The following is a 12695-nucleotide window of genomic DNA, read 5'->3' on the forward strand; positions in this document are numbered from 1 at the left end:
CGGGGAAATCAACGAGCCCTACCAAAAACGGCAGTGCCCTGCCTGCCGTAGGCAGCCGGCCGGGGCCCTACTTGATGCGCAGCTTCTTGCCGGGTTGCAGCTTCTTGACGCCTGGGTTCAGGCGCTTCAACGTGCTCAGGCCGACGCCGTATTTTTCGGCTACTTCCGAGAGCGTATCGCCAGCGCGTACGCGGTGCGTAACCACCACGCGGGCGGCCCGGGGCTCGCTGCGGCGGCTACTACCCCCGCTGCTGCGCCGGCCGCCCGTGAGGCTACCGCCGCCGCGGTGCAAGGCCCGGCTGTAGTAATTGAACAGCGCCGAGGTGATGGTGAAGTTGTCCTTGCGCAGCTTGTTTTCGGGAAAATCGTAGAGCTGAATGGGATTGATGGGGTTGCCTTGGTAGCGTACCTCAAAGTGCAGGTGTGAGCCCGAGCTGTGGCCCGTGCTGCCGCCGTAGGCAATGAGCTGGCCGGCCTTTACGAAGGTGCCCACCGGCACCAGAGCCTTGCTGAGGTGGCCGTACAGTGTTTCGAGGCCATTGTAGTGGCGCACCAACAGGTAATTGCCGTAACCCGAGCCGTCCCACTTGCTGATGCGCACCACGCCGTCGAACACCGCCTTCACCGAGTCGCCAGTCTCCAGGTCCAGGTCCACCCCAAAGTGCCAGCGGTAGCCCCGGAAGCCAAACCCCGACGTGATGGGCGTCGCCGCCATCGGCATCTGGCTGAACCGCTCGCGGCTGGCGTCCGTCAACTTGAGGTTCACCGAGTCGCGGAAGCGGCGGCCGTCCACGTGGTAGGGGTTGATGCTTTGCGTGTCCCAGATGGAATAGTAGCCCGCCACTTTCACCCACGACGAATCGATAAGCACTTCCTCCGACATTTCCACAATCTCCTGCCCGCCCTCGTTGAGCGTAGTGGTGTCCTCGCTCACGATGCTCAGCTTCTTGGCCGGGTTGAAGCGCAACGACTTGGCCGCGTCGGAGTTATCGTCGTGTATTTCCTCGGTTTTAATGATGGTCGTGGTGTCGGGCCGCACATACTTCATGCGCGGGGTTTTCACCCGGAAGAATTCCGACTGCCGGCCCGTACGCTCGTTTTTGGGGTGCGCCGGCCGCCGGCCCTGGGCCCCTACCGGAGCGGTGCCCAGGCCAGCCAGCAACAGCACAAGCAGCGCTACGGGGCGCAAAAATTTTAAATGAAAACTCAGCAAAAGCAGGAAAGCAAAGCAAAAACCAGAATTAATGCAGGCCCATAGTTGCCAGGTATCGCTCGGCGTCGAGGGCAGCCATGCACCCGGTGCCGGCCGCCGTCACGGCTTGGCGGTAGGTAAAATCCTGCACATCGCCGCAGGCAAATATGCCATCCACGTTGGTTTTGCTCGTGCCGGGCAGCGTTTTCAGGTAGCCTTGCTCATCGTGGTGCAGGTAGGGCTGAAAAATCTTAGAATTCGGCTCGTGCCCAATGGCAACGAAGAAGCCCGTGAGGGCAATTTCGCGGGTTTCGTGGGTCAGCAGGTTTTTCACCCGCACGCCTTCCACGGCGTGCTCGCCCAAAATCTCATCGGTTGCCGTGTCAAACAGCACCTCAATCTTGGGGTTGTCGAGCACACGCTTTTGCATAATTTTTGAGGCTTTCATCTCGCTTTTGCGCACAATCATGGTCACCTTGCTGGCCAGGTTGGCCAGGTAGGTGGCTTCCTCTGCGGCCGTGTCGCCGGCTCCGACAATGGCCACTTCTTGGCCGCGGTAGAAGAAACCATCGCACACAGCACAGGCCGACACGCCTGAGCCGTTCAGCTTGGCTTCCGACGGCAAACCCAGCCACTTAGCCGAGGCCCCCGTGGCAATAATTACGGCGTCGGCCGTCAGCTCCGTCGTTTCGTCGATGGTGATTTTGTGCGGATGCCCCGAAAAATCCACCTTGGTAGCAATGCCGTAGCGAATATCGGTCCCGAAGCGGGTGGCCTGTTTCTTCAGGTCCTCCATCATCTCGGGGCCCATCACGCCGTCGGGGTAGCCAGGGAAATTCTCCACGTCATTCGTGATGGTAAGCTGCCCACCGGGCTGCAGGCCCATATACATGACGGGGGCCATGTTGGCCCGGGCCGCGTAAATAGCTGCGGTGTAGCCCGCGGGGCCCGAACCAATGATCAGGCACTTGTGGTGTTCAGACATGTTATAAAAAGGGCCCCTCGGGCCATAGCGCGGGGCATGGAGCCCCCGAAACTGGTAATGAACAAAGCGGCGCCGGTAGCCCCACCGCTAGCAAAAAACCCCAACCTTACAGCCGGGGTTTTGTGCATTGCAAAATTAGGTAGAATTAACCCAAATAAGGCTTCAGTGCTTTCGAACGTGAGGTGTGGCGTAGGCGACGAATGGCCTTCTCCTTTATCTGGCGTACCCGTTCGCGGGTTAGGTTGAATTTCTCGCCAATTTCTTCCAGCGTCAGAGCGGCCTCGCCGTTCAACCCGAAGTACAGGGTAATAACATCAGCCTCGCGCTTGGTGAGCGTGCTCAGGGCCCGCTGCACTTCTTTGCGAAGCGAGTCGTTCATCAGGGCCATATCGGGCGACTCCTCGTCCTCGTTTTCGAGCACGTCGAGCAGGCGGTTTTCTTCACCTTGGACAAACGGCGCGTCCACCGACACGTGGCGGCCCGAAATTTTGAGTGTGTCCACTACTTCCGAGGTGGTCAGTTCCAGTACTTCGGCGATTTCCTCAGGCGAGGGCTCGCGTTCAAACTTTTGCTCCAACTCCGAGAACGACTTGCTGATTTTGTTCAGCGAACCCACTCGATTCAGGGGCAGGCGAACGATGCGGCTCTGCTCGGCCAAGGCCTGCAGAATGGATTGGCGAATCCACCACACGGCGTACGAAATGAATTTAAAACCGCGGGTTTCGTCGAAACGCTTGGCTGCCTTGATCAGGCCCAGGTTGCCCTCATTGATGAGGTCACCAAGGCTAAGCCCTTGATTCTGATACTGTTTTGCCACCGACACTACGAAGCGCAGGTTGGCTTTGGTAAGCTTTTCCAGCGCCTGCTGGTCCCCGTCGCGGATGCGCTGAGCCAGGGTCACCTCCTCGTCGGGGGTGAGCAAATCCACCCGGCCAATCTCCTGGAGGTACTTATCCAGCGACTGGCTTTCGCGGTTGGTAATCTGCTTGCTGATTTTTAACTGTCTCATGGAAAGAGGTAAAGGCGATAACTAGAGTTAATAGTTGACAAAGAATAACAGCTAACGATAGGCCGAGAGCGAGAGTCAAAGGAAACCAACAGGCTTTCTTTGACGAAAGTTCGGGCCGTAGTGTTACGCTTGGCCGTTGTCCACGGCCGCGCCCTCGGGCTTCGGCAGCAGCACCTTCCGCGAGAGGCGGTACTTGCCGGTTTTCTTATCAATGTCCACCAGTTTCACGTCAATTTCCTGGCCCACTTCCAGCAAGCCTTCCAAGCTTTGGATGCGCTCGTGCGTCACTTCCGAGATGTGAAGCAACCCGTCCTTACCGGGCATAATTTCCACGAACGCGCCATAAGGTTGGATGCTGCGTACCTTGCCTTTGTAGGTTTCACCGATTTCCGGCTGCGCCGCAATGGCCCGGATGCGGTCGATGGCACCCTGCATGTCCGTCTGGTTGGCCGCGTAAATGCTCACGTGGCCTTTCTCGTCCTTCTCCTCGATGATGACCGTGGCGTTGGTGTCCTTCTGGATTTGTTGGATAACCTTGCCGCCCGGCCCGATGATGGCACCAATAAACTCTTTGTCAATCAGCATTTTGTGCGAGCGGGGCGTATGCGCCTTCAACTCAGCAGCGGGCGCGTCAATGGTTTTGGCCATCTCGCGCAGGATGTGCAGGCGGCCTTCGCGGGCTTGGTGCAGGGCAGCCGTCAGAATCTCGTTGCTCAGCCCCTGGATTTTGATGTCCATCTGGCAAGCGCAAATGCCTTTCTCGGTGCCAGTTACTTTAAAGTCCATGTCGCCGAGGTGGTCCTCATCGCCCAAGATGTCTGAAAGCACGGCGTATTCACCGGTCTCCTTGTCCTGCACGAGGCCCATGGCAATGCCCGCCACGGCGGCGCGCACTTTCACACCGGCGTCCATCAGGGCCAGCGAGCCGGCGCACACCGTGGCCATTGAGCTGGAGCCGTTCGACTCCAGAATATCCGACACGATGCGGATAGTGTAGGGGTTTTCGTCGTCAGGGGGCAACACTTGCTTGAGGCTGCGCATGGCTAGGTTACCGTGGCCAATTTCGCGGCGGCCGGCACCACGGTTAGGCTTCACTTCACCGGTCGAGAAACCGGGGAAGTTATAGTGTAGCATGAACTTCGAGTAGCCCTTGGTCAGCGGCTGGTCCACAATCTGCTCATCGAGCTTGGTACCGAGCGTGGCCGTAGTCAGGCTCTGAGTTTCGCCGCGGGTGAAGATGGCCGAACCGTGGGCTCCCGGCAGGTAGTTGATTTCCGACCAGATGGGGCGGATTTCCGTCAGCTGGCGGCCGTCAAGGCGCACCCGATCCTTCACCATCATGTCGCGGATGGCCTTCTTCTCGGCCGACGAGTAGTAGCGGCTGAACATTTTCATGTCCAACTCGGGCTGCTCAGCCACAAGCTTGTCTAAAAACGCTTTCTTAACCCCGGTAAAGCCTTCCTTGCGGCCGGCCTTGCTGGTATTGCCCCCCCGGGCAACGTCGTAGGCACCTTGGTAAATGCCTTGGTGGATAAGCTGCTTCAGCGCGTCGTTTTCCTCGTATTTTGGGTACTCGCGGGGCTGCGACTCGGGCGTGCGACCCACGGCCTCTGCTAGGTCGTTTTGCAGTTGCACCTGGGCCTTTATGGCCTCGTGCCCGAAAGCAATGGCAGCCACCATTTCCTCTTCGCTCACCTCGTGCATCTCGCCTTCCACCATGGCGACCGAGTCCGCGGTCGCGCCCACGATGAGGTCCATGTCGGCGCGTTTAAGGTCGCTGGTTTTGGGATTGATCTGGAACTGGCCATCGATGCGGGCCACGCGCACTTCCGAAATAGGGCCGGCAAACGGAATGTCCGAAATTGAGAGCGCGGCCGAGGCCGCCAGGGCCGCCAGCGCATCCGGCTGCACCTCTTTATCAGCCGAGATGAGGGTGATCATCACCTGTACCTCGTAGTGGTAGTCCTTGGGGAACATCGGCCGCAGGATGCGGTCAACGAGGCGGCAAATCAGGATTTCGTAGTCCGACAGGCGGCCTTCGCGGCGCTGAAAAGAACCGGGGATTTTGCCGGCCGAGCCGAATTTTTCTTGGTAGTCAACCGACAGGGGCAGGAAGTCAACGCCGTCGCGCTGGCTGGGGGCCGACACTACGGTGGCCAGCAGCATGGTATCGCCGAGACGGACCACTACGGCCCCATCGGCAAACTTGGCCAGCTTGCCAGTTTCAATGGAAATCTGGCGGCCGTCGGGCAGGGCCAGGGTTTTAGTAATGGCGTGAGGGGCGGGCATTCAGTTGGAGAAGAGAGGATAAGGGACAGGAGAAGTGAGAACCGCAGGGTGGGGGCGTTTTGTAAACACTGAACGCAAAAGCACAGCTTATCGCTCCCGGCTCACTTCTCGCAACAGGCATAAAAAAGAGTAGGGAACCTTCCACTGGAAGGCTCCCTACTCTCAAGCATTGGGCTTACTTGCGGATGCCCAGCTCTTTGATGATGGCGCGGTAGCGGTTGATTTCGCGGTGCTGGAGGTAGTCCAGCATGCGGCGGCGCTTACCGACCAGTTTCAGCAGGCCCAAACGGGTGCTGTGGTCTTTTTTGTTGACCTTCAGGTGCTCCGTCAGGTGGTTGATGCGGTGGGTGAAGAGGCCAATCTGAGCCTCGGCCGAGCCAGTATCAGTTTTAACGTGTTGGAGGCTATTCTTTTCGAAAATCTCCTGTTTTGCTTCGGTGGTCAGTTTCATCGGCGGATAGGGCCAAGCCCCGTCTTGGATTAAAAAAATGAAAAAATGCACCCCGCATCTCGGGGTTCCGCAAAGGTACGACGTTTAATTAACTAACCAGCAATAAAAGTTGGCTGAGGCCCTATTCTTCACCTTCAGGCTTCGTTAGCGGGCGCAGGCCCGGCAGACCCAGGCGCCGGGGCAACCGCCGCCAAAAGTCCACTTCCAGCAAGCCCGAATCGTTGTAGGCCTGAAAGAGCAAAAACAGCCCTACGGGCAACAGCACCAGGTTTGCCATCCACACCCCCACGCCCACGGGCAGCACAAACTCCTTGGCATATTTGGTGCCCGTGATGGTGAGCACGTAGTAAACTATGAAGAACAGAATGGACACCAGAATAGGCACGCCCAAGCCACCCTTCTTAATGATGGAGCCCAACGGGGCCCCAATTAGGAACATGAGCAGCACGGCCACCGACTGGGCGTACTTGTTATAAATCTCGACCCGGTACTGAGCCGAGTCGCGGGCCAGGTTGTCGAGCTTATCGGCGGTGACTTTGAACGACTCGCGCAGGTTGCGGGCACGGTTGGCCGCCTGCTCCACCATGGGAGCCGTTAGCTTGGGCAAACGCTTCGCTGGTACCTGCCAATGGGCTACCCGGCGGCTGGCCGCCGCCCCCAGCGTATCAAAACGCAGGTAGGTATAGTAAGCGTCGAGTTGGCGGGGCATCTGTTGGCGCGCCAAGCCCAGGCTGCGCTGGATGGAATCGGTGCCAGCGCGGAGCTGTGGGATGGTGAGCATCATCCGATTGGTCTGGAACAGCTCTACTTTCGTGCGGTTGAGGTCGAACGAGGCCAGCGAGAACGTCACCACGTTATGGTCGAATCCCTGACGGATGAAGCTGGCCCCGGCGCGGTTCTGGGCGTCGGGCTGCTCCACATAATTGTGGCCGTGGAAAAGCTCCAGGCCCAGGTAGGCCCCGTTGAAACGGGTGAACATGCGGCCTGAGTCGGCCAGCATCACAGTGGCGTTGCCGCTGCGCTGGGTATGGTCGTAAATCATCACCCCGTGCAGGCGGTCCTTTTTGGGGCCCGTCTTGTGGTCCACCTTGATGGTGTAGCCTGGGATACCGCCGTAGAATACACCTTCACGGATGTCAAGGGCCAATTTTTGCTGGCGTACATCCCACAGCAGGCTGTACGCTTGAAGATTAGCCTTAGGTACTATCGTTTTATTGAACCAAAACGAGGCCAGCAGCAGCCCCACGCTCACCACCAGCACCGGCCGCAGAATACGCGTGAGGGCAATACCCGAGGCCTTAATAGCCGTCAGCTCGTGGTGCTCGCCCATGCTGCCGTAAGTCATCAGTGATGAGAGGAGTACGGCCAGCGGCAGCGAGGTGGGCACAATCAGCACGCTCAAGTAGAACAGCAGTTTGCCGATCACCGGCAGGCCTAAGTCTTTGCCGATAATATCGTCGAGGTACTTTAGAAGCGTTTGGGTGAGCAGAATGAACTGCACCACCGCGAACGTGAGTAAAAACGGCCCGGCAAAGGCCTTCAAAATTAACTTGTCTAGTTTCTTGATCATGCGCAGGGCCAAACAATAACGCGGCCACGCCCCAGTAACGGAGCAGGTGGTCAAATCGTGCGTGGGGCCCCCTAGCCCCCTACTTGCTCGCGCAACTTGGCCACGAGCCCGTCCCAGAGCTCGCGCTGCTCAGCGGCTTGGGCTGAGGAATAGTCTAAGATGTGTAAAAACACCTCGTCCGTCACTGCCGAAGAATGCAGCGTAAACTCCACGTAGCTAGGGTCGGCAACGGCGGCATGCTCGGGCCCCGAAAAAACGTAACGAGCCGCGCGATTGAGGCGCTGGGGCCCCACTTCGGCGTAGTGGTTCTCGCGGTCCCACACGAAGTTCAACCGCCCACCCGCCACGTGGTTCGCGTCGTCGCAAAACCACTGGGCCAGACCCGCAGCCGTGGCTAGGTACGGAAACAGTATTTTAGGCGACGCATTAATGGGATAATCTACCACAAACGGCGTTTTAACTTGGGTATCAGGCAATGCCATGGACTTAATTAATTTAAGAACGGAGGGCCACGGTAGCCAAAGGCCAGCGGGGCAGAATAAACCTTGTTTTTGGGCTTGCAGCTTGCACAGACGCTATTTATTGCGTTACCTTTGCACCCACAAACCCCGGCGGGGTAGCTCAGTTGGTTAGAGCACAGGATTCATAACCCTGAGGTCGGCGGATCGTACCCGCCTCCCGCTACTTGTAAGTCAAGCACTTGCGCACTCAGTTGCGCAAGTGCTTTTTTATTGCTAAGGCAACTATCTATCATCTAGATAAGATTGGGATTTAGGGTGCAAATGTACGCATTTCCCCACCTTTGCTAACGCCATTATGCAACAGTTTGCTACCAACGTAGTAGCCCACAGCAAACGTAGCCTTGGGAAGATCAACTGCTTGATCACAATTAAGATCCCCGCTATATTGTTGACCTTAATGGCCAGCGTTCGCTATCCTGCGCCAAGGCTACTTGCCAAACAGGTAAGTATTGGAAACAAAACGCAACAGCTGACTCAACTTTTTACGTTCGCCAAGCAACATAAGTGATAACGGCCACCCGGCACCATATCGGGTAATGGCCATCGCGCGGCGCATTGCCAGCGTGCCAACGCCTTTAAATGCAAACCAACACAATACGGAACTTGGCAGTTTGACCAAATGCCACAATCGCCGAAGCCCCTTTGGCTGGCCGTCGAGACGTGACACTGCTTTACAACATGGTGAATAATCTGCCCGCGGGCTTGGTCATGTGATAATGTACTGCAAACGGCGTACGCATCCGAGACGGTAAAAAGGTATGGCCGCATTCGCCAGTCTTACTACCTTAGTCAGCCTGTTCGTATTGGTGGTAATCGGTGAACCAAGCTAGTCAGGCGCTAATAACGGCCAGCGCTGCTAAGTAGCTTTTAGCGCAAAAAGCGCCTGCTTCTTTCTATTAAGAAGCAGGCGCTTTTTGTGAGCTTTAACTAAATCCTATGGGACCAGCGCTTTACTTTGCTTTTTCCACAATGCCTGCGAAGGCAACGGGATGGTTCAAAGCAAGGTCAGCTAGTACTTTGCGGTTCAGTTCGATGCCAGCTTTTTTCAAGCCACCCATCAGCTGTGAATAAGACAAGCCGTGCTGACGAGCACCGGCGTTGATACGCTGAATCCAGAGGGCCCGGAATTCGCGCTTCTTTACTTTGCGGTCGCGGTAGGCGTAGAGAAGGCCTTTTTCGACGGCGTTTTTGGCAACGGTCCACACGTTTTTGCGACGGCCGTAATAGCCTTTCGCCAAACGCATAATTTTTTTGCGGCGGTGGCGCGAGGCCACATGGTTGACACTTCTTGGCATAACCTAGATTGTTTTTGGCAGCCGGCGTCACTACGTAGCAGCAGTGGCTTGAAATTGCGGCCGGAAGCCTGGTGGAGAATTAAATTGTTAAATAACTTAACTAGTTAATTATTGTCAGACAAATTCTATGAGCTGATTATACTGAACAGCAGCGATTTATTTTACAACACTTCGACTGTTAAATTAGATATTCAGCATCTGCTGCACCCGGTTCATGTCGGCGCTGCTCACGAGGCCGGCTTGGGTGAGGTTACGCTTGCGCTTAGTGCTCTTCTTGGTCAGAATGTGCGATTTGTAGGCGTGCTTCCGCTTCACCTTGCCCGAGCCGGTGAGCGTGAACCGCTTCTTAGCACCGGATTTCGTCTTTACTTTCGGCATTGTATTGGGGTTTGGGGTGGTTGTTGATTGTTTGTTGATTGCTGACCGACCGTGGGCCGGGAAGCCATCCGCAACCGGATATGCTATTCGGTATCGGCCGCCGCGGTGGCCGGAGCTTCGACTTCCTGCGGTGCAGCCTCTTGGGCAACGGCTGGCTTGGGGGCCTTTTTATCCGGCTTATCGCCGGCAACGGCGGGTTTCGCCGTGGGCTTGGCTACGATAGCGGCTTTGGGCGCGAGGTAAAGGAACATGCGCTTGCCTTCGAGCTTAGGCAGCTGCTCTACCTTGGCCAAGTCTTCGAGGGCTTGGGCAAACTTGAGCAGCAGGATTTCGCCCCGCTCCTTGAACACGATGCTCCGGCCGACGAAGTGCACGTAGCTCTTGATTTTTGCACCTTCGCGCAAAAACTCCTGGGCGTGCTTTACCTTAAAGGCAAAGTCATGTTCGTCGGTATTGGGTCCGAAACGAATTTCCTTGAGGACAACTTTGGTCTGCTTGGCTTTGAGCTCACGGGTTTTCTTCTTCTGCTCGTACTTAAATTTCGAGTAGTCGATGACGCGGCATACGGGCGGCGTGGCCGTAGGCGAAATCTCAACGAGGTCGAGGTTCTGCTCCTGGGCCATTTTGCGGGCCTGGTCCGTGGTGTACACACCCTGAGGCACGTTGTCGCCAACTAAGCGGACTTCGCGGGCCAGGATCTTCTGGTTGATTTTGAACGGCTCCTCCACCTGCTGGCGGGGCACGTACCGACGATTCGGGGTTGCTATGGTTTGGTCCTCCTGCGAAAAAAAGTGGCTGAGAATAGATTCTAGGGCTGATAGGCCCGGGTAACCCCTGGCAATCAGGGGGCAAATATCGTTATTTTTATTCGTAAAGGCAAACCATCGCGGACATCTTTCCATAAACAAAGCCGCCGGGGGCCCAAATAGCGGGCTCCCGGCGGCTTAGCTTGTGATAACCAGCACACTGGCGCGGGTGGCTTTAGATGGCCGCGGCCACCTGGCTTTGCACACTGGCAATGAACTCGGCCACTGACATGGCCCCCAGGTCGCCTTCGCCGTGGCGGCGCACGCCAACGGCGCCGGCTTCGGCCTCCTTCTCCCCTACCACCAGCAGGTAGGGCGTTTTGGCCAATTCGGCGTCGCGGATTTTGCGGCCGATGCGCTCGTCGCGGGCGTCCACGGTGCCGCGCAGGTCGGCGGCTTCCAACTGGGCTTTCACCTCATGGGCGTAGTCGATGAACTTGTCGGAAATGGGCAGCACGATGAACTGCTCGGGGGTGAGCCAGAGCGGGAAATTGCCGGCGCAGTGCTCGATGAGCACGGCCACGAAGCGCTCCAGCGAGCCGAAGGGGGCCCGGTGCAGCATCACGGGGCGCTGCTTGGTGTTGTCGGGCGCCACGTATTCCAGGTCAAAGCGCTCGGGCAGGTTGTAGTCTACTTGAATGGTGCCCAGCTGCCAGCGGCGGCCCAGCGCGTCGCGCACCATGAAGTCGAGCTTGGGGCCGTAGAAGGCCGCCTCGCCCAGCTCCGTGACGGTGATGAGACCTTTCTCGGCGGCAGCTTCCTGGATGGCGCTTTCGGCCAGGGCCCAGTTCTCGTCGGAGCCGATGTACTTGGTTTTGTTCTCGGGGTCGCGCAGGCTGATTTGGGCGGTATAGTCTTCGAAGCCCAGGGCCTTGAAGACGTACAACACCAAGTCAATCACCTTCTTAAACTCGTCCTTCACTTGGTCGGGACGGCAAAAGATGTGGGCGTCGTCCTGGGTGAAGCCGCGCACGCGCGTCAGGCCGTGCAACTCGCCTGACTGCTCGTAGCGGTACACGGTGCCGAACTCGGCGTAGCGTACCGGCAGGTCGCGGTAGCTGCGGGGCTCGGTTTTGTAGATTTCGCAGTGGTGGGGGCAGTTCATCGGCTTGAGAAAGAATTCCTCGCCGGGGTTGGGCGTGCGGATGGGCTGGAACGAGTCGGCGCCATACTTTTCGTAGTGGCCGCTGGTCACGTACAACTCCTTGGCCCCGATGTGGGGCGTGACGACCGGCTGGTAGCCGGCCTTCACCTGGGCCTTGCGCAGGAACTGCTCGAGGCGCTCGCGCAGGGCCGTGCCCTTGGGCAGCCACAGCGGCAAGCCGGCTCCTACCCTTTCCGAGAATGCGAAGAGCTTCAGCTCTTTGCCCAGCTTGCGGTGGTCGCGGCGCTTGGCTTCTTCGAGGCGTTCGAGGTACTCGGTGAGCTCCTTGGCCTTGGGAAAAGTGATGCCGTAGAGGCGCGTAAGCTGCTTGTTTTTTTCGTCGCCGCGCCAATAGGCCCCGGCCACGTTCATCAGCTTGGCCGCCTTGATGGTGCTGGTGTCGGGGATGTGGGGGCCCCGGCAGAGGTCGGTGAAATTGCCCTGGGTGTAGAACGTAATCTGGCCGTCTTCGAGCCCGTCGATTAGCTCCAGTTTGTAGGGATCTTGCTTCTCGGTGAAGTAGGCGATGGCCTCGGCCTTGGGCACTTCGCGGCGCACGTATTGGCTTTTGGCCTTGGCCAGCTCCACCATCTTCTTCTCGATTTCGGGGAAATCGGTGCTGCTGATGGTGCGGCCCTCGCCGAGGTCCACGTCGTAGTAAAAGCCATTTTCAACGGCCGGGCCAATGGCCAGCTTCACACCGGGGTATAGGGCCTCCAGGGCCTCGGCCATGAGGTGGGCCGAGGAGTGCCAATAGGTGGCCTTGCCGGCGGCGTCGTTCCAGGTGAGGATGGCCACGCTGGCGTTGTCGGGCAGGGCGCGGTGCAGGTCGCGCACTTCGCCATTCACGGTGACGGCCAAAGCGTTGCGGGCCAGGCCCTCGGAGATGGAAGCGGCCAGGTCGTAGCCGGTGGCGTGGTCGGGCAGCTCGCGGGGCGAGCCATCGGGAAGGGTGATGTGAAGCATAACTAGTGCCCGCGATGAGCGCAAAGCAGGCGCAAGTTACGCCTTTCGCGCATGGGCCGCGGGCCCTGGGAGGCGGAAGGCAACGTCGC

General features: G+C 58.0%; 11 protein-coding genes, 1 tRNA gene and 1 pseudogene. 1 reads left to right on the forward strand and 12 read right to left on the reverse strand.

The features are described 5' to 3' along the window. Window positions 1-67: 67 nt before the first annotated feature. The 7 genes from AXW84_RS09475 to AXW84_RS09505 all read right to left on the reverse strand — a co-directional run bounded on the left by AXW84_RS09475 (window position 68) and on the right by AXW84_RS09505 (window position 7978). Window positions 68-1168 (reverse strand): peptidoglycan DD-metalloendopeptidase family protein, encoded by a 1101-nt coding sequence (locus AXW84_RS09475; protein ID WP_236943288.1) that lies wholly within the window; start codon window positions 1166-1168, stop codon window positions 68-70. A gap of 73 nt (window positions 1169-1241) precedes the next feature. After that, window positions 1242-2177: a thioredoxin-disulfide reductase gene (gene trxB, locus AXW84_RS09480; protein WP_068231928.1), complete on the reverse strand. Its 936-nt coding sequence runs from the start codon at window positions 2175-2177 to the stop codon at window positions 1242-1244. 145 nt (window positions 2178-2322) lie between these two features. Further along, window positions 2323-3186 (reverse strand): sigma-70 family RNA polymerase sigma factor, encoded by an 864-nt coding sequence (locus AXW84_RS09485; RefSeq protein WP_068231931.1) that lies wholly within the window; start codon window positions 3184-3186, stop codon window positions 2323-2325. Window positions 3187-3309: 123 nt separating this feature from the next. Then, the gene (pnp, locus tag AXW84_RS09490; protein ID WP_068231933.1) at window positions 3310-5475 is read right to left on the reverse strand and encodes a polyribonucleotide nucleotidyltransferase; all 2166 of its coding nucleotides are present in this window, start codon (window positions 5473-5475) and stop codon (window positions 3310-3312) included. A gap of 175 nt (window positions 5476-5650) precedes the next feature. Beyond that, the gene (gene rpsO / locus AXW84_RS09495) at window positions 5651-5926 is read right to left on the reverse strand and encodes a 30S ribosomal protein S15 (RefSeq protein WP_068231935.1); all 276 of its coding nucleotides are present in this window, start codon (window positions 5924-5926) and stop codon (window positions 5651-5653) included. A 121-nt stretch (window positions 5927-6047) separates the two neighbouring features. Then, window positions 6048-7496 (reverse strand): LptF/LptG family permease, encoded by a 1449-nt coding sequence (locus tag AXW84_RS09500; RefSeq protein WP_236943289.1) that lies wholly within the window; start codon window positions 7494-7496, stop codon window positions 6048-6050. A 71-nt stretch (window positions 7497-7567) separates the two neighbouring features. Further along, complete coding sequence (locus AXW84_RS09505; protein WP_068231938.1) at window positions 7568-7978, reverse strand: START-like domain-containing protein; 411 nt, start codon at window positions 7976-7978, stop codon at window positions 7568-7570. A 128-nt stretch (window positions 7979-8106) separates the two neighbouring features. Between AXW84_RS09505 and AXW84_RS09510 the strand changes: the two genes are divergently transcribed. After that, window positions 8107-8180 (forward strand) — tRNA-Met (locus AXW84_RS09510). Window positions 8181-8444: 264 nt separating this feature from the next. Here the strand turns inward: AXW84_RS09510 and AXW84_RS24715 are convergent. The 5 genes and pseudogenes from AXW84_RS24715 to thrS all read right to left on the reverse strand — a co-directional run bounded on the left by AXW84_RS24715 (window position 8445) and on the right by thrS (window position 12606). Then, window positions 8445-8684, reverse strand: coding sequence for a hypothetical protein (locus tag AXW84_RS24715; RefSeq protein ID WP_157886908.1), 240 nt, complete (start codon window positions 8682-8684; stop codon window positions 8445-8447). A 283-nt stretch (window positions 8685-8967) separates the two neighbouring features. Then, the gene (gene rplT, locus AXW84_RS09520) at window positions 8968-9312 is read right to left on the reverse strand and encodes a 50S ribosomal protein L20 (RefSeq protein WP_068231943.1); all 345 of its coding nucleotides are present in this window, start codon (window positions 9310-9312) and stop codon (window positions 8968-8970) included. Between the two features lie 183 nt (window positions 9313-9495). After that, window positions 9496-9690 carry a 50S ribosomal protein L35 gene (gene rpmI / locus AXW84_RS09525; protein ID WP_068231945.1) on the reverse strand — a complete coding sequence of 65 codons (195 nt, stop codon included), beginning with the start codon at window positions 9688-9690 and terminating at the stop codon, window positions 9496-9498. Between the two features lie 209 nt (window positions 9691-9899). After that, a pseudogene (gene infC, locus AXW84_RS09530) lies at window positions 9900-10457 on the reverse strand (translation initiation factor IF-3); the annotation flags it as partial. A 214-nt stretch (window positions 10458-10671) separates the two neighbouring features. After that, the gene (thrS, locus tag AXW84_RS09535; RefSeq protein ID WP_068231948.1) at window positions 10672-12606 is read right to left on the reverse strand and encodes a threonine--tRNA ligase; all 1935 of its coding nucleotides are present in this window, start codon (window positions 12604-12606) and stop codon (window positions 10672-10674) included. Window positions 12607-12695: the final 89 nt, after the last annotated feature.

Origin of the sequence: Hymenobacter sp. PAMC 26628, assembly GCF_001562275.1 — a bacterium.
In the GTDB taxonomy this organism is placed as follows: Bacteria; Bacteroidota; Bacteroidia; order Cytophagales; family Hymenobacteraceae; genus Hymenobacter.

Excerpts from the sequence above, each read along its gene's own strand:
- AXW84_RS09505 (WP_068231938.1), bottom strand. The coding sequence starts at position 7,978 with ATGGCATTGCCTGATACCCAAGTTAAAACGCCGTTTGTGGTAGATTAT.
- rplT (WP_068231943.1), bottom strand. The coding sequence starts at position 9,312 with ATGCCAAGAAGTGTCAACCATGTGGCCTCGCGCCACCGCCGCAAAAAA.
- trxB (WP_068231928.1), bottom strand. The coding sequence starts at position 2,177 with ATGTCTGAACACCACAAGTGCCTGATCATTGGTTCGGGCCCCGCGGGC.
- rpmI (WP_068231945.1), bottom strand. The coding sequence starts at position 9,690 with ATGCCGAAAGTAAAGACGAAATCCGGTGCTAAGAAGCGGTTCACGCTC.
- pnp (WP_068231933.1), bottom strand. The coding sequence starts at position 5,475 with ATGCCCGCCCCTCACGCCATTACTAAAACCCTGGCCCTGCCCGACGGC.
- AXW84_RS09485 (WP_068231931.1), bottom strand. The coding sequence starts at position 3,186 with ATGAGACAGTTAAAAATCAGCAAGCAGATTACCAACCGCGAAAGCCAG.
- AXW84_RS09500 (WP_236943289.1), bottom strand. The coding sequence starts at position 7,496 with ATGATCAAGAAACTAGACAAGTTAATTTTGAAGGCCTTTGCCGGGCCG.
- thrS (WP_068231948.1), bottom strand. The coding sequence starts at position 12,606 with ATGCTTCACATCACCCTTCCCGATGGCTCGCCCCGCGAGCTGCCCGAC.
- rpsO (WP_068231935.1), bottom strand. The coding sequence starts at position 5,926 with ATGAAACTGACCACCGAAGCAAAACAGGAGATTTTCGAAAAGAATAGC.